16 protein-coding genes and 3 pseudogenes are annotated in these 17,668 nt (G+C 62.3%); 12 read left to right on the top strand and 7 right to left on the bottom strand.

The window, feature by feature from the left end:
• Window positions 1–129 precede the first annotated feature (129 nt).
• Together ACSFB7_RS33445 and ACSFB7_RS33440 are read left to right on the top strand one after the other, a co-directional pair.
• Window positions 130–1,125 (top strand): CobW family GTP-binding protein, encoded by a 996-nt coding sequence (locus ACSFB7_RS33445; RefSeq protein WP_435476635.1) that lies wholly within the window; start codon window positions 130–132, stop codon window positions 1,123–1,125.
• On the top strand, window positions 1,122–2,294 hold the full coding sequence (locus ACSFB7_RS33440) for a hypothetical protein (protein ID WP_435476634.1): 1,173 nt from the start codon (window positions 1,122–1,124) through the stop codon (window positions 2,292–2,294). The genes ACSFB7_RS33445 and ACSFB7_RS33440 overlap by 4 nt, the downstream gene beginning before the upstream one ends.
• 291 nt (window positions 2,295–2,585) lie before the next feature.
• Here the strand turns inward: ACSFB7_RS33440 and ACSFB7_RS33435 are convergent, their stop codons facing one another.
• Window positions 2,586–3,041, bottom strand: coding sequence for a Fur family transcriptional regulator (locus tag ACSFB7_RS33435; protein WP_435476633.1), 456 nt, complete (start codon window positions 3,039–3,041; stop codon window positions 2,586–2,588).
• A 147-nt stretch (window positions 3,042–3,188) separates the two neighbouring features.
• Window positions 3,189–3,482 (bottom strand): ArsR/SmtB family transcription factor, encoded by a 294-nt coding sequence (locus ACSFB7_RS33430; protein WP_435476632.1) that lies wholly within the window; start codon window positions 3,480–3,482, stop codon window positions 3,189–3,191.
• A gap of 284 nt (window positions 3,483–3,766) precedes the next feature.
• On the opposite strand from ACSFB7_RS33430, the gene ykgO reads away from it, so the two are divergent.
• Window positions 3,767–3,916: a type B 50S ribosomal protein L36 gene (gene ykgO / locus ACSFB7_RS33425; protein ID WP_435476630.1), complete on the top strand. Its 150-nt coding sequence runs from the start codon at window positions 3,767–3,769 to the stop codon at window positions 3,914–3,916.
• 270 nt (window positions 3,917–4,186) lie between these two features.
• Here the strand turns inward: ykgO and ACSFB7_RS33420 are convergent, their stop codons facing one another.
• A complete protein-coding gene (locus ACSFB7_RS33420) occupies window positions 4,187–5,398 on the bottom strand; it encodes a multidrug effflux MFS transporter (protein ID WP_435476629.1) in 1,212 nt (403 codons plus the stop codon).
• Window positions 5,399–5,494: 96 nt separating this feature from the next.
• Window positions 5,495–6,007, bottom strand: coding sequence for a TetR/AcrR family transcriptional regulator (locus tag ACSFB7_RS33415; protein ID WP_435476628.1), 513 nt, complete (start codon window positions 6,005–6,007; stop codon window positions 5,495–5,497).
• A 482-nt stretch (window positions 6,008–6,489) separates the two neighbouring features.
• On the opposite strand from ACSFB7_RS33415, the gene ACSFB7_RS33410 reads away from it, so the two are divergent.
• Window positions 6,490–6,816: a hypothetical protein gene (locus ACSFB7_RS33410; protein WP_435476627.1), complete on the top strand. Its 327-nt coding sequence runs from the start codon at window positions 6,490–6,492 to the stop codon at window positions 6,814–6,816.
• Between the two features lie 233 nt (window positions 6,817–7,049).
• Here ACSFB7_RS33410 and ACSFB7_RS33405 read toward each other — a convergent pair whose 3' ends face one another.
• On the bottom strand, window positions 7,050–7,439 hold the full coding sequence (locus ACSFB7_RS33405; protein ID WP_435476626.1) for a YybH family protein: 390 nt from the start codon (window positions 7,437–7,439) through the stop codon (window positions 7,050–7,052).
• Here ACSFB7_RS33405 and ACSFB7_RS33400 point away from each other — a divergent pair.
• Window positions 7,412–7,912 (top strand): winged helix-turn-helix transcriptional regulator, encoded by a 501-nt coding sequence (locus ACSFB7_RS33400; RefSeq protein WP_435476625.1) that lies wholly within the window; start codon window positions 7,412–7,414, stop codon window positions 7,910–7,912. The genes ACSFB7_RS33405 and ACSFB7_RS33400 overlap by 28 nt on opposite strands.
• A gap of 205 nt (window positions 7,913–8,117) precedes the next feature.
• Here ACSFB7_RS33400 and ACSFB7_RS33395 read toward each other — a convergent pair.
• A protein-coding gene (locus ACSFB7_RS33395; protein WP_435476624.1) for an IS3 family transposase occupies window positions 8,118–9,316 on the bottom strand; the annotation gives its coding sequence in 2 pieces (ribosomal slippage) (window positions 8,118–9,010 and window positions 9,010–9,316; 1,200 coding nt in all).
• Between the two features lie 34 nt (window positions 9,317–9,350).
• Here ACSFB7_RS33395 and ACSFB7_RS33390 point away from each other — a divergent pair.
• Together ACSFB7_RS33390 and ACSFB7_RS33385 are read left to right on the top strand one after the other, a co-directional pair.
• Window positions 9,351–9,747 (top strand): annotated as a pseudogene (locus ACSFB7_RS33390) (IS21 family transposase); the annotation flags it as partial.
• A 151-nt stretch (window positions 9,748–9,898) separates the two neighbouring features.
• Window positions 9,899–10,000: pseudogene (locus ACSFB7_RS33385) on the top strand (alpha-hydroxy-acid oxidizing protein); the annotation flags it as partial.
• A 136-nt stretch (window positions 10,001–10,136) separates the two neighbouring features.
• Here the strand turns inward: ACSFB7_RS33385 and ACSFB7_RS33380 are convergent.
• Window positions 10,137–11,051, bottom strand: a complete 915-nt coding sequence (locus ACSFB7_RS33380) for a LysR substrate-binding domain-containing protein (protein ID WP_435476623.1) — start codon at window positions 11,049–11,051, stop codon at window positions 10,137–10,139.
• Between the two features lie 102 nt (window positions 11,052–11,153).
• Between ACSFB7_RS33380 and ACSFB7_RS33375 the strand changes: the two genes are divergently transcribed.
• The 5 genes and pseudogenes from ACSFB7_RS33375 to ACSFB7_RS33355 all read left to right on the top strand — a co-directional run bounded on the left by ACSFB7_RS33375 (window position 11,154) and on the right by ACSFB7_RS33355 (window position 17,518).
• On the top strand, window positions 11,154–12,143 hold the full coding sequence (locus ACSFB7_RS33375) for a Bug family tripartite tricarboxylate transporter substrate binding protein (RefSeq protein WP_435476622.1): 990 nt from the start codon (window positions 11,154–11,156) through the stop codon (window positions 12,141–12,143).
• A gap of 15 nt (window positions 12,144–12,158) precedes the next feature.
• Window positions 12,159–13,820: a gamma-glutamyltransferase gene (ggt, locus tag ACSFB7_RS33370; protein WP_435476621.1), complete on the top strand. Its 1,662-nt coding sequence runs from the start codon at window positions 12,159–12,161 to the stop codon at window positions 13,818–13,820.
• Window positions 13,817–15,211, top strand: coding sequence for a M20/M25/M40 family metallo-hydrolase (locus tag ACSFB7_RS33365; RefSeq protein ID WP_435476620.1), 1,395 nt, complete (start codon window positions 13,817–13,819; stop codon window positions 15,209–15,211). Before ggt ends, ACSFB7_RS33365 begins: the two co-directional genes overlap by 4 nt.
• Window positions 15,212–15,627: 416 nt before the next feature.
• Window positions 15,628–16,137 carry an H-NS family nucleoid-associated regulatory protein gene (locus tag ACSFB7_RS33360; RefSeq protein WP_435476619.1) on the top strand — a complete coding sequence of 170 codons (510 nt, stop codon included), beginning with the start codon at window positions 15,628–15,630 and terminating at the stop codon, window positions 16,135–16,137.
• 62 nt (window positions 16,138–16,199) lie between these two features.
• Window positions 16,200–17,518: pseudogene (locus ACSFB7_RS33355) on the top strand (IS1182 family transposase).
• Window positions 17,519–17,668 lie beyond the last annotated feature (150 nt).

Here is a 17,668-nt window from a genome sequence, read left to right as displayed (position 1 = left end):
GTTCTACTTCGCACAGCGCAGCACGCGCCGAGTGGGGGTGAGAGCCCGACCGTGAGTTCTGCCATCGCGTTGAGAGAGGAGAGATGCTGATAGCGTATTATTGCAACTCAACTGCATTAAGGATGCCTCATGTCACTGATCCCTGTCACCATTCTCACGGGGTTTTTGGGAAGCGGCAAGACGACGCTGCTCAACCGTATTCTTCAAGAGCCACATGGCCGACGGATCGCGGTGATCGAGAACGAATTCGGAGAAGAAGGGATCGACAACGACATCCTGATCCAGGATCGGGGTGAGCAGATCGTCGAGATGAACAACGGCTGCATCTGCTGTACGGTACGCAGTGATCTGGTGCGAATCCTGGGCGAACTCGCGGATAGGCGGCGCAGCGGAAAGGCCACTTTCGATCACGTCATCATCGAGACCACGGGGCTGGCCGACCCTGCGCCGGTGGCCCAGACCTTCTTTGTGGACGACGACATCGCGCAGGCCTATTTGCTCGATGCCATCGTGACCCTGGTCGACGCCAAGCATGCGAGCCAGCAACTTGACGAGCACCACGAAGCGCAGGAGCAAGTGGGATTTGCCGACCGTATCCTGGTGTCGAAGTCCGATCTGGTTGAAGACGCAGAAGCCCAGGCGCTGATCAAGCGTCTGCGGAAGATGAACCCACGTGCTCCCATCCGGCAGGCGAACTTCGGCCAAGCGCCGATCGAGGAGTTGTTGGACATCCGCGGTTTCAACTTGAACGCCGTGCTGCAAATCGAGCCGGATTTCCTGACTGACGTAGCCCACGAGCACGACGACGACGTCTCGAGCTTCGTGTTCAAGGCGATTCGGCCCTTCGACGCCGAAAAGCTGGAGGACTTTTTCGGGGCCATCCTGCAGGTCTACGGGGCGCAGATGCTGCGGTACAAAGGCGTATTGGAGGTGGCGGGAGTCGATCGACGTGTCGTACTGCAGGGCGTGCACATGCTGATGGGCTCGGATATGGGGACACCGTGGAAACCGGGCGAGTCGCGGGAGAGCCGGATCGTCTTCATCGGCAAGAACCTGCCCAAGGAGACCTTTGCCAGCGGGTTGACGCAATGCCTTGTCGAAGGTGCCGAGGGGGCGGGGGCATGACACAGGCGAAATGCTCGAAGGCGGCCATGGAGCAGGATGCCGTCCAGGCCGCACTGGAGCGGCAGGTGGCTTTCTTTCATGAGGCGTTCACCGAGTGGCTCGCCGACCCCGCCATAACGATCGCCTGTGGCCGCTGGGCGGATGGCGCGATCTCGGAGATCGTGCCGATGGGCAGGGCGAGCTTGCTGCCGGCTATCTACGGCGGATGCTTCACCGGCGTGCGAGAACTGCGCTTGGCGCAAGCACCCCATCACCTGCATGTTGATTTCGGTCGAGTCCATTCTCTGTGCTACACGGTGGCGCCCAGCGTCTGCCTGGACTTCAATCCCTCGTTGGAGGTACGACTGCTGGTACTCGGAGCCGGTGGCATGCCATCGGACCGCTGGGTGGTGTCTCTGATGTTCTCCAACCCCTACAGACGCGATGGCACCATCGACCAGGACGCAGCATGCCGCTTCTTTCGGAGCGCCCAGAGACATCTTGCTGTTCGGCCGGATCTCGTGACGGTGGAAGTCGCAGCCGAAGTGCGAGGCAGCGTGCATGCCGGCGCGCTATTCGAATGCCTTGCGACGGTTACCGGGGCGCAGCAGGACGGGCTCGACTGGACAAAGGGACTGGCGGCACTCGGCGTCACGATGCTCGGCGCTCCAGCGCTCGAGCCTTCCGAGCCCATCATTGTTCCGCTGCTCAGGGACGCGCTGGCGCTGCGCGATGCTTCCCTCGTGATCTTCCGAGACCGGACCCTGGTGGAATTCAAGACGGAGAGGCTGGGTGGGCTGCACCGATATGTGGAGCAGGGGCATGTCTCCTGGCAAATCGGCGCCTTCGATGACCATCACTGCCATCTCGCGCTCAGTGCCGTCACCCGCGTGCATTTTTCTGCAGAGCCGGTGCCTTGTCAGGGCAATCGGCTGAACTACACCATCTGGTTTCTCGTTCCCGGCGCTTGCGGCAATCCTTATCGCCGCGATGGCTACTTCTCCATCACGCTGAACAAGCCCTATGAAGCCGGCATTCCGCGCCGCGACGTCATCGAACCTGTTCTAGCGCTCTACCGCCGCTACGCGACTGAGTCGTGGGTTCAGGCGGACGCACAATTCCTGGATGCCCTGCATGCGGGACCCACTGCCAAGAAGTTTGGAAGTCAAGAACATGCCGCGGCTGAGTAAGGAAGACGCACAGTTTGTGCTGGAGGTGTTGGACAGGCTCGCAGGGCAGGAGGGCGATGCGAAAGAGCGAGGCCGCCTTCAGCACGTGACAACGCGGCTGCGGCACCGTCTCAGCCTGCATTCGATCGTACCGGTCTACCCGAGTCGCTCCTGCAAGAAGAAGGTAGTGGCGCGAGACCAGAAGGGCGCAACCAGAGGGTAGTCGCTCGTATCGATGGGTCTCGGCAAGGCGTCGAATCGTGCAGGGCAGACGTTCCGAATAAACTGGTGCTCGCCGCCTGTTGCTCTGTGTCAGCGGCAGTCCGAACAAGTCCCCCGCAGCGTCACGGCGGTGTCATGGGTCTGAATGCCGCGCCGCTTGAGCGCTTTGCCCAAGCGGGCCAAGACTGCGGGCAAGTCGGGGTCTTCTGGCAGCGCCTGGACCTTGTGGCAGGAAGAGCATTCGAACACGTTGCCCGAAGTGGTGCTGTGCTGAGCGAACCGCGTCAGTCGATCCGCACCCATGGATCTGTCGCAGAGCTTTGCCTCATTCAACCGCTCAAGGATCCGGTACAACGTCACCTTGTCTGGAGCTTCTCCCGCGAGGCGCAGATAAGCCTCATGGATTTTTTCATGGGTCAGCGGCGCATCCGCCGAGTGCAGTATCTCCAGAACCTGAACAACGGCCCTGGTGGCGCGCAGCCCGTGCTCATGCAACAGACCGGCCCAATCAGGTTCGTCGGAGGAATGGTTTCTATGCGGTTTCATTGATGTACGGTAAAACTGAGGCGCCATGCAGGAGGTGATCTAGGACGGCCGAGAAACCTAGCTGCAGCGTGCAGTCGAAGCGACGCTCAGACAACGGCGATGGTTCCATGATCGTCGTAACGTCCTGCGAGTAAGGGGGGTTGTGCATCACGCGGCAAACTCCGCTGCGTGGCCCAAAATGTTGCTCAACAGATCGTGGACGTGCTCATCTGCCAGAGCGTAGAAAACGTGCTTGGCCTCACGCCGCCGCGTGACCAGCCGCGCTGCATGGAGGGCCTGCAGCCGTGCGGAAATGCTGCTGAGTTTGGCCTGCTCATGCTCGACCAATTTGGATACACACATTTCGCCTTGCGCAAGCAATAGCAGGAGCCGAAGCCGGGGCGGATCGCTTAGGGCGTGACACATTTGCGCGGCAATCTCCAGATGCTTGGGGGAGTACATGGGAGAAGCGGCGACTTGCGTTGAGGATGCTCGCAGAGTTGGGTCGAGCAAGAAGGGACCGTATCAATCCGACAATGCTTGGAATGATAGATTGATGGCCAAATAACGTCAAGCAACTGGCCCTGATGTGATAGGGCGAGAAGGGATGCACCAACGCGGATGTGCCTCACTTCGCAGTCGCCGAAAGCTGATAAGGTGCAGAAACACTATTGGTATTAAAGAATCATTATCATTTGAATGCATGATGGGGTAGCATATGCGCCACTGTTCATGTTGGAGTTGTCATGCAAGTTCTTGCGTCGCTCAAGGAAGCCAAGAAGCGTCACCGCGATTGCCAGGTAGTAACGCGCCGCGGACGGGTCTACGTCATCTGCAAGTCAAACCCTCGGTTGAAGGCGCGACAGGGCGGGGCGAAGAACAAAAACAAGCGCTGAGGTCTGGTTGTTTGATCCAGAACGGTGTTTCCTTTCTGGGGGAGTAGCCAATCCTTCTCCTCGTGTCAGCCGCCGGCTCTACCAAACCGGCGATGAGGTCATGCATGACAACCGATGCGTCTCTGAACGAAATCCACGCAGCGTGTGCTACGTGATCTATGTGGGCTGCCGCCACTGCATTCTTCCTCAACCAGAAAACACGAACGGGTAAGCGTCAAGGCGATCATCGAATCGCCTGCTGTCATCCACGGAGGGCCGGAAGTGGCGTGCTCAATGTGCTGCAATGGAGATGCCAACCGCGCGCCTCGCACTTAACCATGTCAAAGCCAGCGCAACCACGCTGCTGGCCAGCAGGAACGCAAGCCAGGGCAGTACCCCGGCCTCGGATGCCAAACCTGCCACCGGGGTGGCCGCTGCACCGATGACATTAGTTCCCGCTCCCAGCAGGGCCGAGGTCGAGCCCAGAGCCCGGTCCTGTGATCCCATCGCCATCGACATGATGGGAGGCTCCGCCATACCCAGGCCGAAGACCGCCACAACCAAGCCTGGCACGATGCCGTATAAGCCGAGACCGGCAGCCGCCGCGAGTAGCGTCAATAACGCGCCTGCGCTCATGACACCGACTGCAAACAAAGCGAGCGAGGTCACGCCGCGCGTGTGGGCCAGTCGGCTGCTGCTCACCGCTCCCAGCAACATGGCGATGCCGGTTCCGCCGAACACGAAGCCGAAGGCATCCGGGCGCAATCCATACCCCACCTGGTAAACATAGGCGGCCCCGCCGAGGTAGGCAAAAAGGAAAAAAAACACCGCTGATAACGCCAGGGCCGGTGCCAGGAAATTTCGGTCGCACAGGATGCGCCAATAGGTATGGAAAACGCGCCCCAAATGAAGCGGGATGCGTTCTTGTGCGGGCAGGGTCTCAGGCAGATTCACCAGTGCATTGACTCCAGCGAAGAGGCCGAGTACGGCCATGGTCGCCATGACCGCACGCCAGCCCAGCCATTGATTGATGACGCCACCCATCGCCGGTGCAAGGATGGGCGCCACACCCTGGATGGTGACCAGGAGAGCAAAGAGCTTGGTGGCACGTACGCCGCTGGCAAGATCGCGCACGGTGCTCATCGCGACGACCAAGATCAGCGCGGCGCTCAAGCCCTGCAGGAAGCGGCCATACAGCATGGTCTCGGCCGACTGAGCGGTGGCCGTCCACAGCGAAGCCAGCACGTAGAGTGCCAGCCCGGCCAGCAAAGGCCGCCTACGGCCATACGCATCCACTACCGGCCCGAATACCAGTTGCCCGGCGCCCATCGCGAGGAGGAATACCGTCAGCGTCAATTGCAGGCTCGCGTAACTCGTCTTGAGATCGCTTGCCATGACTGGCATTGAGGCCAAGTACATGTCGATAGCCACCGGCCCCAGCATGGTGATAAGGGCCAGGGATGCTGCGGTTTTCAGGCCGCCACTTTGCTGTGTTGTTGTCATGAATCTTGTTCCACAAGGGAGTCGTGCGCTTCATTCCATTTCGGGGCAGCGCGGCGCGCATTTCTGGACGGATAGCCAGCGTGCGTGCGCCGCGCTTCAGCGGGCTAGTGCCCCATTCAGGAAAATGCTTTCGATGAGGGAAGTCAGGCCCATGCGGGCCACCCGGCCCCGGCGTTCGGCGTCTATCAGGCCAATGACGATCGTGATCCAGATCTCAGTGAGAGCGGGGGCACTGACGTCGATGCGAAAGGCGCCTTCGCGCTGGCCGCGAAGGAAGAAGGCGTCCAGTGCCGCTTCCAAGCCGGCCTCCTTGCCGGGATCGGCGGCCGCGTCCTTCCAGTAATAGATCAGGAAGGCATGCAGTTCGCGGTGCTCCAGACTCTGCGCAAGCAATCGGCGCAATGCCTCGACAGGCGTGCCATTGCCCAAGTCCGCAAGCCTGATTTCGTCGCGCAGTGCCTGGACGCAGTGCGCCATCAATTGCTGCACTACTTGCTCGCGCGTGCGGCAAACGCGGTACAGGGTCGCCTTGCTGATGCCGACGGCGCGAGCGAGTTCGTTCAGACTGGCTCGTGGGTGATCCACGAGGGCCAACGCCAACGGTGCCATGAGAGCTGTCTTATCTTGGCCGTGTAGTGTCATTTCCGCTCTAGAAGCTGAATTCAATGTGCAAATGAATCTTTAAAGACTCATTTTTCTTACAGTTGATGTGATCTTTCCTAGCCGCATCAAGACCAAACTGTGACGCTTGAAACCTTAAACGATCCTATGAATCAAAGAAGATTCATAGGATGCATTATGACATCATAAGATCCATTTGGGGTCCTAGGAAGTTAGAAGATTCCAGCGATGAGGAAAACAGCTACGTTGGAGGCGCGGCTGCCCGTGCTCGTGCTCGTGCTCGTGCTCGTGCTCGTGCTCGTGCTTTCCGGCGGTGACGGCGAAGCGCGGCCTCTGACGCTCATCAGTGAGTTGCCAGGTCGGATCGAGCCGAAGTTACATTGCTCGAAACGCGGGCCTGGGGGACCAAGTGCGGCGACGCACCGAGGACCTCGTAAAAAGACGTCGAGGCTCTGCGCCAGGCGCAGAAGATGGACGAAATGGCGCAGCTGACAGGCGGCATCGCACACGACTTCAACAACCTGCTTCAGTTGATCGTTGGTAACTCGGAGTTCCTGTCTCGCGGCTTGCCCGAGGAGATGCTTCGCCTGCGCCGAGCGACAGCGCAGGCGCAGTCTGAGCCCTGCGCGCGGGGGGCGCTTACCCAGCGTTCACTGGCCTTTGCACGCCGTCACCCGCTGGCTGCCAAGCCGCAGAACGCAATATCGTTTGTTCGAGGGCTATCGGAGCTGCTGCGGCGCGCAGTTAGTGAGACGATCCTCTTGGCGGCGGTTGCCGAGGAGGGCCTTAGATGGTGAAAGTCGATCCCGACGAGTTGGAAAGTGCGCTGCTGAATTTGAACGTCAACGCACGGGATCCGATGCCGGCCTGCGGCAAACCGACAATCGAGACCCCAATCAACACCTTGATGAGGCGTACCCTGAATCGCCCGGAGGCAGGCAACGCCATCAACCAGGACCATCGCCGCTGTTCAGGTGCGGTCGAAACAATTTGCGCGCGGGCCAGTGCCGGCGGCCGCGCGGCTTTTGCGTCACTTGTCCACCCTGGGCTTGCTCGATCCGACGGCATGGTCGATCAAGTACAGCCAACTGCCATCGGGCTGCTGTCGGACAATTTCGGCTGAGGCTCCCTCGGCCAGAATGGCACCGTTGTCACTGCAAATCCGCCAGTCTGCCCGCAGCAAGGCCAGGCCCGAAGCGATCAACGCAAAGTTGTTGACCGATTCCATCGTGCCCGGGACGGCGAGCAACTCGCGCAGTGACTGTTCGATTGCAACGGTGCCAGTGTCGGCGTTGCCGGTGGCGACATTTTGATGCAGCGCGTTCGGTTCGTAGAGGCTGAGCAAGCCCTGCAAGTCGCGCGCGTTGAACAGGGCGCCGAAGGTTTCGTTCAGTGTTCGGGGATCAGAGATTCGGGGCATGGCATCCTCATAGGTTTGGAGAGTTCACATTGCAGCCGATTTCGTCGAAGGTTTCCAACCGGAGAGTCGCACCCCAGCGAAAAACGTCGTCCGAGCCGAGTCGGGGCGAGCGACTTCGGCCCATCGTGCATGCGACGGCCTGTCCGGTGGAGCATTGGCTCGAATTCCTCGGGCATCGTTGGAACGCAGTGATCCTCTGGCATCTGGAGGACGGGCCGCTGCATCCGTCGGAACTCAAGCTGTTGCTTCCGGGGATCCGGCCTAAGGCGCTCACCGAGCGCTTGGCTGCGTTGACAACCGCGGGCTTGATCTCCAGGACGCGGGTTGCTGGATTTCCGCCGCGCGTACGCTATGAAGTTACAACTGTCGGGTGCAGCTTGCTTCGCATCCTCGACCGGTTGGCGGACTGGGCGGAAGCCAAGCGGACCAGGCATTCTCACCCCAGCCACGACAACGCACTCACGGCGTGGTGAAGACATCTCTATGGGCACGAAGCGAGAGACCTTCAAGAGACGCGGATACAGTTTCGCTTTGCGAATCGGTAGCCGCCACCGAGCCGGATTCTGCGCATCTGCTAGTGGAAAAAATCTCTTGGCGGTCGCTGGCGCTTTTGTGGACGTTGTGCTGGACAGCGATGCAGCCCCGTCGTGACCCTGCCTTGTTTCCACGTACACCAAGTCATGCAGCCAAGAGGCTGCGCTCCCTGTCGACTGGGGCAAGGTATCCAATGGCCGTGTGCATGCGCACGCGGTTGTAGAAGTCTTCGATCCAGTCGACGATGTCCAGGCGGGCCTGGGCCCGAGTGTTGTAGCCTACCTGGTAGATCCGCTCGACCTTCAGCGTCTTGAAGAAGCTCTCCATCGCCGCGTTGTCACAGCAATCTGCCTTTCTACTCATCGACATCGTGATGGCGAAGTCCGCCGCCAGGCGCCGGGAGTCGTGGCTTGCGTATTGACTTCCACGATCGGTGTGTACCAGCAGTCCTGCGCTGGGCTTGCGCTGCCAGTAAGCTGATCTCAGGGCCCCGCATACCAGCTTCGCATCGATCGTCTCGGACATCGACCAGCCCACAATCCGGCGGCTCGCCAGGTCCATCACGGCGGCCAGGTACAGCCAGCACTCTTCGGTTGCAACATACGTGTTGTCGGCCACCCAGGCCCGGTTCGGCTGCCAGCCATCGAAGCGACGATCCAGGAGGTTGGGTGCCACCGGCAAGCGATGCCTCGAGTCGATGATGACCACGTACGCTCGCCGGTAGACCGGACGCAGCCCCTGACGCTTGAGACTTCGTCTCACCCGCTCGGCGCTCACGCGCTCGCCCTGTTGGCGAAGCTGCTGCGTGATGCGAGGCCGACCATAACTCCCTCGGCTGTCGGGATGCACACGCTGCACTTTGGCATCTAGAGCCTTGTTTGCGAGAGCTCGAGCGCTGGGCGCTCGCACGCGCCACTGGCGGTACCCCGCGCGGGACACCGATAACGCTCTGCAGAGCCTACTGACCGTGTACTCGTCGCGATGATTGTCGATCCAGGCGTACTTCATCGCGACCCCTTGGCAAAGTACGCCGTCGCTTTTCGAAGGATTTCCACGTCCAGCTTCGCGTCAGCAAGTTCCCGGCGCAGCCGGCTGTTCTCCGCCTCCAGTTCGCTGACCGGGCGACGTGTCGGCACGGTCACCGGGCTCTGAGCGCCTTCGAGCTCAGTCAGGCTTGTAGCTGCACGTCGCCGCTTCCAATTGCCCAGCGTGGCCACCGGCACGCCGAGTCGACGCGCCGCCTCGTGAGCGCCGACCGACTTCGCCAACCTGATTGCCTCAACCTTGAATTCTTCCGTGTACTGCCGCTTCGGCGCTTGCCATCTCGCATCTCGATTCTCCATACAGATCAAGTTTCCTACTTCTTGCTGTACGTGAAATCGGAGCAGGATCACTTGCGAGCTGGTGGGGCAGATGGCCAGCACAAGGCTCTATCCGGGCGGTGTCGTGGTCGTCGCCGATGATGCGGTGGTCGCGCGCCACGAGCGCCTGAGTGACTCGGACGGCACCCGCTACGACTGGCAGCACTACATCCCGCTGGTGCAGCGCAAGCCCGGTGCACTGCGCAATGGCGCACCCTTCGCAGATATGCCCGAGGCGCTGCAGCGTCTGCGCCGCGGTCTGTTGCGCCAGGGCCGGAGGAGACCGTGTCATGGCCCAGGTGCTGGCCAGCGTTCCGACCGCGGGCTTGGATGCGGTGATCGTGGCGGTCGAATTGTCAATGGAGGGCAGCCCTCCATCCGGGCGTGTCAGCGTCGAGCACGTCGTCAATGTCCGGTCGAACCACCGGCGGCGTCGGGTTGGCGGGGTTCACGATGAAGGCTTCAGGTCTCAAAAAGAGGTCGGCCCTTTGTTAGGTTCCCGAATCACCGATCAGCAGGTGCTGCACGACGTTTATTGGGCAGGACGTGCACCTGCGGTCGGCCGCTTGGCTTTTGGACGCTGCCGGCATCGACGACTTTGTCGTTTCCAACCATAGCAGGCGCCAACTCGACGGCGCGCCATCGACGATCGAGCAACTGCCCGCCAGAAATAGTTCAACATTGCCTGCTGAGCCACTTCTTGCCCATCCGACGACACTTTCATAGCGCTGCCTTGTTCCTGCGGAAAAGCGATCTGCTGCAATGGCGTCCTTGGCGAGTGATGATGCTCTCATATCCGCAGCTATTGGAGGGGGTTGCGCACTCGCCCCACTGGCTCGCCGGCCTGTGCTTCGTGGAAGAGCCACTCTCGAAACTTCGCCAGCGGCGGATGCAGACGCCGGTGGAACGGATGGGCGAGGTAGTACCCGCGTGAGTTGAGGACGTCGGCGTCCCACGCAATGCGCAACCTTCCGTCATCGATGTAGTCGCTGACGAGGCAGCGCTGGACGATCGCCGCGCCCAGCCCTGCAGCCGCCGCCTCGAGAAGTTGGCTCACCTGATCGAATCCTTGCGCGAGCTGCAGCTTCCCGACGGGGCAGCCCAGGGCGGCGAACCAGATCTTCCATGCATCGGGCTGACTCGTATGAAAGAGAAGCGACCGGTGCAGGAAGTCCGAGGGATGCGCGATGCACCCCTCGTCCGGCCGGAGCACCGGCACGATCAGGCGTCCTGCCACGTAGGCGCCCTCGACGCCCTCGGGAAACACGCCGTCCCCGCCGCGGATGGTGGCGTGCATGTTCGGGAAGGTGAAGAGGCGTTCCCGCTGATACGGCACGAAATCGAGGCGCACCTTCGGGTGCAGTTCATGGAAGCGGGGCAATCGGCGGATGAGCCAGTGGCTCGCGAATGTCGGGATCACCGCGATGCGCAGCAGGTCCGGGTCTTCCTCGCCTTGCGCACGCACGCTCGCAGCCTCCAGGGCATCGAGCGCCGGCGCGACCGCGTCGAAGTAGGCTTGTCCCGCAGGATTCAACGAGCTCCCTCGCCGGTGCCGATCAAACAGCTGCAGCCCGAGGTGAGCCTCGAGCCGCTGGATGGCATGGCTGACCGCGCCCTGGGTCACGCTCAGGTGCTGGGCCGCGACAGTGAGGCTGCCCGTGCGCGCCACCGCCACGAAGGCATGGAGTTCCGGCAGGGAAGGGGAGTGGATCCTCACGTGATATGCAACGAGCTAATACCTTATGCTGATTCTGTCACTTTCCGAGCGGAAAGGGGCGCACAACAATCGGCCCGTCTCCCACCTAGCTGCTAGATCCACATGTTCTTGAACCACTCGCTTTTCCGCGCAGGCCTCTCTATCGCGACGCTGGGCGGCGCCGCGCTGCTCGGCCTGAACGCCACGGCCCAGACTTACCCGAGCAAGCCGATCCAGTTGATCGTGCCTTTCGCCGCCGGCGGTGCGGCCGATGCGTTGGGCCGCATGTGGGGCGAGTTCGTCGGTAAGTCGATGGGGACGACTGTCGTGATCGACAATCGGGCGGGAGCCAACGGCTCGATTGGTGCCGTTATTGCCTCTCGCCAACCGGCCGATGGCTACACGGTGTTCTACGGCGGCATCTCGACGCTGACGTTCAACAAGTTCTCTTACAAGAGGCTCAGCTACGACCCTGACAAGGATTTTGAACCGGTGACGTTGCTCGCCAACGTTCCGTTGCTGATCCAGGCAGCTCCGGCCTCGGGCATCAAGACGCTGCCGGACCTGGTCGCCAAGGCCAAGGCCAAGCCCGGCGAAGTCAGGTACGGCTCCGCAGGCAAGGGCAATTCGACCCATCTGTTCGTGGCCCTGACGGCCGAGCATTTTGGATTGGACCTGCTGCACGTGCCTTACAAGGGCATGGCACCGGCCACGATCGACCTACTTGGCGGGCAGCTCGATTTCGTCGCCGACGTCGCTTCCTCCACGGTCGGCAACGTCCAGATGAAGAAGGTCGATCCCGTGGTGCTCTTCGGTGCGAAAAGAGCGGCGGCCTTCCCCGATGTTCCCACGATCGCCGAAGCCGGCTTCAAGGACTTCCCCGTGTCCGGCTGGTACGGCTTGGTCGTGCCGGCGGGCACGCCCAAGGCGATCGTCGAGCGCCTCGACGCCGAGACGCGCAAATTCTGGGCCGATCCTACCGTCAAGTCCAAGCTGGACACCATGATGGTGGAGCCGATGCCCGCCGGTCCCGGCGCCTTGAAGGCGGCGATGGCCGAGGCCACGCGAGTATGGGGGCCGCTGATCACCAAGCTCCAGATCCAGAACGATTGAACTCAGATGGCACACATGTTCAATCAAGTCCCCGGCGCAGGCCGCGCGATGATGGTCGCGGCCCAACCCGAGGCCGCCGAAGTCGGCGCCCTGGTACTGATGCGCGGCGGCAATGCGATCGACGCGGCCGTGAGTGCGGCTTTCACACAATGCGTGGTCGATCCCCTGATGGCGGGCATTGCCGGCTACGGGACGATGGTGGTGCACCTGCCGGCGGCGAATGCCACCACCTGCATCGAGTTCTATGCGCGCGCGCCGGGCGCAGTCACGCCCGACATGTGGGCCGACAAGCTGGTGGCGCAGACGCGGGACGGCTACGCTTTCGTGGTCCAGGGCAACGTCAACGAAGTGGGCCATCAGGCCGTCGGCACGCCAGGCACGCTCGCGGGGCTGGCGCATGCGCTCAGGCGCTATGGCACGCTGTCTCTTGCGGAGGCACTCACTCCCGCGATCGCACTGGCCGAAGAGGGCTTTGCCATGCGTCCGCACATGTACCACTACTGCGCGATGGAGCGCGCGCGAGACGGGATGAAGGAAACCCGGGAACGGCTCAAGCTCAGTGCGACGGGTCGGGCCATTTTCTTCGACGCACACGGCGATCTCAAGAGGCCTGGCGACCGCATCGTCAATCCAGATCTGGGCAGGACGCTGCGCCGCATCGCGGAGGAGGGCACCGACCTCTTCTACCGTGGCGAGATCGGCTCGTGCGTCGTGCAGGACATGCAGGCCCATGGCGGCTTTCTGTCGATGGCCGACCTGACCGGCTTCGAGGTCTCGGAGGCGCCGGCGATCAGAGGCAGGTACCGCGGTTTCGACGTTGCGGCGCTGCCGCCGCCGGGCGGCGGCATCTCCCTCATCCAGACCCTGCAGGTCCTGGGGCACTTCGATTTGAAAGCCATGGGACACAACTCGCCCGCCTACCTGCACACATTGGCCGAAGCGCTCAAGTGGACGACCATCGACAAGGATGCCTTCGTCGGCGATCCGCGCTTCGTGCAAGTGCCGCTTGACGAGTTGTTGTCTGCCGAACACGCGCAGGCCATTGCTGACAGGATCAGGTCTGGCGCGCTGGCGTCAGTGCGGCCGAGCACAGAGGCTTCTCCGCCCGAGTCCAAGGACACGACGCAGCTGTGCGTTGTGGATGCCCAAGGCAACGCCGTGTCGCTTACGCACACGCTCGGTACCTGCTCGGGCGTCATCACCGACGGCCTGGGCTTCATGTACAACGGCCTGATGAGCGGCTTCGACCCGCGCCCAGGCCACGCTGCTTCCCTCGGCCCGGGCAGGAGCCGCACCAGTTCGCAGTGTCCCGTCATTCTGTTCAGGGACGGCCAGCTCGCCTTTGTTCTTGGCGCACCGGGCGGCACGGCCATCTGTTCGGCGCTCGTCCAGACGATCGTCAACATGGTCGACTTCGGCATGTCGCCCACGGAAGCGGTCAGCGCACCGCGCATCTCATCCACCAGCGATACCATCGAAGTGTCCAACCGGATTCCCCGCTACATCACCGACGAATTGGCACGCCAGGGTCATCCTGTGAGCCGGACGCACCTGGGCTTCGCATTCGCAGCGCCCCACGTGATCTCGATCGATCCAGACCTGCGGCTGCGGGGCGGGGCCGATCCGCAGCGTGATGGCGTCGCACTCGAAGTCGCAGTGCAGGGGGTGCAGTCATGACGGACAAGGTGGTTGCCGATCTGCTCGCGCGCCAGCCGGCGATCATGGATTGGCTCAAGGACTTCCTGCGATTTCCGAGCGTCGGCGCGGACCCGGGTTGCGCCGAGGCGATGGATGCCACCCGCGCGTTCTTGGTGCACCGGCTGCGCGAGATCGGGCTTCAAGAGGTGCAACTGCTCGATGGCGGCGGACAGCCGGCAGTCTACGGTGAGTGGAAAGGGGCGCCCGGTAAGCCTACGATCCTGATCTACGGCCACTACGACGTCCAGCCCGCCGAACCGCTAGAGCTTTGGGTGTCGCCGCCATTCGAGCCGACGGAGCGCGATGGCAAGCTGTTCGCCCGTGGTTCGTCGGACGTGAAGGGGTCTACCACGATCGCACTCGAGACTGTCGCCAGCTTTCTCGGCGTCGAGGGCGCCTGCCCCGTTAACGTGAAGATCTTCCTCGAGGGAGAGGAGGAAACAGGCAGCCCTTCGCTGCGAAGCATCATCTCAAAGTACGGCGACCTGATGCGCTCGGATGCGGTCCTTTCGGCGGACGGCGGCCGGGCCCATCCCGAAGTGCCGACGGTCAATACCGGCGCACGCGGAAACGTGAAGCTCGAGATCAGCCTTCACACTGCAGACGTGGACCTGCACTCGGGGCGTTACGGCGGCGCCGTGCGTAACGCGCTGCATGAGCTGTGCGCGTTGCTGGCTACCCTGCACGACGCGCACGGAAGCGTGAGCGTCGATGGGTTCGATGCCGATGCTTTCGCGCTGACACCTGGGCAGCGCGCGGATACCCAGGAGTTTCCGTTCGACCCCGAGGTCTTCCTCGCCGACGTTGGCGCCGCCGAGGCGGGCGACCGCGCCTATTCGCTGCGCGAGCGCATCACGCTTCGCCCCGCACTGGATCTCAATGGCATCTGGGGCGGCTACACCGGTCCGGGCTCAAAGACCGTGATCGCTAGAGAGGCGCACGCAAAGATGTCGATGCGCATCGTTCCCGGACAGTCACCCGAGCGGGTGCTCGATGCAGTCAAGCGCCATCTCGTCGAACGCTGCCCGCCCGGTGTCCGGTTGCAGGTGAATTTCGAGGGTGGCGGGTCGCCCGCCTCGAGCCTCAGCCCACACAGCCCGCTTGTCGTGGCGGCCGAGCGAGTGCTGCTGGCCGAGCACGGGCGCAGGCCGCTGCACGTGCGCCTCGGCGCCACCGTGCCGATCACCGCCGTGCTCAAGGAGGCCATGGGCGTCGAAACACTGATGTTCGGCTACAACCTGCCGGACGAACCGGTGCATGCGCCCAACGAGTTCTTCCGGATCGCTTCCATCGAGAAGGGCCTCATGGCATGGCCGCGAATGCTGCGAGAACTCGCGACCTTCGAGCCTACGCGTTTCCACGAGATTTGAGGCGTGGCAGGCCCTAGGCTGCCTTCGGCAGCCTCTGCAACCGCAGTCTTGCTGAATCAAGATCGGCACGGTTCTGCCCCACCAGATCGTGGGGGCGGGAACGGCTCCTGTCTATCACACGGGCGCATCCGAAGCCCCGTGCTAGGTTTGCGAGGACGGTAGGAATGGGGAGGGAGACTTGCCGTTCTCTTCCAATCATAGGGCGTTCTCGACACCAGGTCCGTTTGGTGTGCGTCGGCGACGTGACGGCCGTTTTCACCCTGTCGGCTGCGCTGCGCTGTCTCCTCGTCTCGGCATCCTCTCTGCCAGAGGCATCCTGCCTGCCAAACATAACCCACTAGCGCGAATGAGCGAAGTGGCGCCGATCCATTGCATAGGCATTAAAGTATTGCTTCCGATTCTTCAGAGTGGTACGAATGCCTCAAAGCTACAAGCAAATCCAAAAGCAAATCGAAACGCTCCAGCGCCAGGCCGAGAAGCTCCGCAACCAGGAGGTTGAAGGTGTGGTCGAGCGTATCAAGGTGGCGATCACACACTATGGCCTGACGGCTGAGCAACTCGGATTCGGCACCAGCTCGGTCAAGGGCAAGTCGGCGGTGTCCCGCACTGGTGGCGTGTCGAAGGCTAAGAAGTCGTGGACGTCAGCCAAGTACGCCGATGGTCAAGGCAACGAGTGGCTTGGTCGCGGTCCTCGACCGCACTGGCTACGAGATCGACTTGCAGCAGGCAAGACGCTTGAGGAATTTGCCACCGAACTCCCGCCACCTAAGGCTTCACCAGGCGCAGCAAAGCCCGTGGCGAAACGGAAAGCCAAGGCTTCTTACAAGGACCAGAACGGGAACACTTGGAGCGGTATGGGCCCCAAGCCACGTTGGCTCAAGAATGCACTGGCCGCCGGCGCCACCGTGGATCAGTTCGTAGCTTAGGAGTCTGGGCGGCAGAAGGGCAGATTTGTGTCGACGAGAGAGAGGTAGTTCGTTGAGCGGGCATGGCCGCGAACTACTTTCCCTACGACCCGCAGCAGATGATGCTGTTGCCCGAGACGTTGCAGGAGTGGCTGCCCGAAGGGCACTTGGCGCACTTCATAAGCGACGCCATTGACGGATTCGACCTTGGTGCCTTCCATGGGCGCTACGACAAGGACGGCCCGCGCAACCAGCCGTTCCACCCGGCCATGATGGTCAAGGTGCTGGTCTACGGCTACGCCACGGGTGTGTTCAGCTCGCGCAAGATTGCTCGCAAGCTGCACGAGGACGTGGCGTTTCGGATGCTGGCGGCGCACAACTTCCCCGCGCACCGCACGATCCGCGACTTCCGGGCGTTGCACTTGAAGGAGCTCAGTGAACTGTTCGTGCAGGTGGTGCGCCTGGCGCGCCAGATGGGCCTGGTCAAGCTCGGCACGATCGCGGTGGACGGCACCAAGGTCAAGGCCAACGCGAGCCGCCACAAGGCGATGAGCTACGGCCACATGCTCAAGTCCGAAGCCGAGTTGAAGGCCCAAATCGGCGCCTTGCTCAACAAGGCGCGTGCGGCCGACGAAGCCGAGAAGAACGAACCCGAATTGGACATCCCGGCCGAGATCGCGCGGCGCCAAGACCGGCTCGACGCAATCGCCGCAGCGCGCGCCCGGCTGGAGCAACGCCAACGCGAAGCCGACTCGAACGCGTGCGCAGCCACGACGATGACCAGATGCCGCGCGGCAAGGGCGGCAAGCCCAGGGGAGGACGCTACAAACGGCCCTTCGGCGTGCCGCAGGACAAGGATCAGGACAACTTTACCGATCCTGACAGCCGCATCATGCAGCGCCCCGGCGGCGGGTTCGATGCGGCCTACAACGCTCAGACGGCCATCGATGACACGGCCCATATCATCGTGGCGGCAGAGTTGATCAACAACGCCTCGGACGTACCGCGAATTGCCGACGATGCTGGCGGCAGTCAAGGACACGCTGGGCGCGTATCCCGAACAGACGCTGGCCGATGCGGGCTACCGCAGCGAGGCAGTGTTCGCGGCGCTCACCGGTTGCACAGACCTGGTGGTGGCCATAGGGCGCGAAGGCAAGGAGCACCGGGAGATCGACGAGGCGTCGCTGCCGCTGACTGCGGCGATGGTGACCAAGAGGAAGACGCGCGAGGCACGCGAGCTTACCGCCGACGCGAATGGCTGGCCGAGCCACCGAACGGCTGGATCAAGAATGTCTTGGATTGCGTCAGTTCAGCATGCGGGGCCTGCCGAGTGCAAGCCGAGTGGAAACTCGTCTGCACGGTGTTGAATCTGCGGCGCATGGCGACGATGCAGGCAGCATGACGGTCACACCAAGCAAGAACGGGGACTTCGCAGACCTCGCCCTGCGCGGTGATCGCGACCCAGGGGGCGCCGATAGCGCGCAAACGCACCAAGCGTCCACGTTGCCTCCATCAACCTGGCATCAGAGCTTCTGCCGCCAAGACTCCTAGC

Source organism: Variovorax raffinosi, from assembly GCF_051216615.1.
Lineage (GTDB): Bacteria > Pseudomonadota > Gammaproteobacteria > Burkholderiales > Burkholderiaceae_C > Variovorax.
The sequence above is the reverse complement of the archived record's forward strand: the minus strand, read 5'-3'. Positions and strand labels throughout refer to the sequence as shown.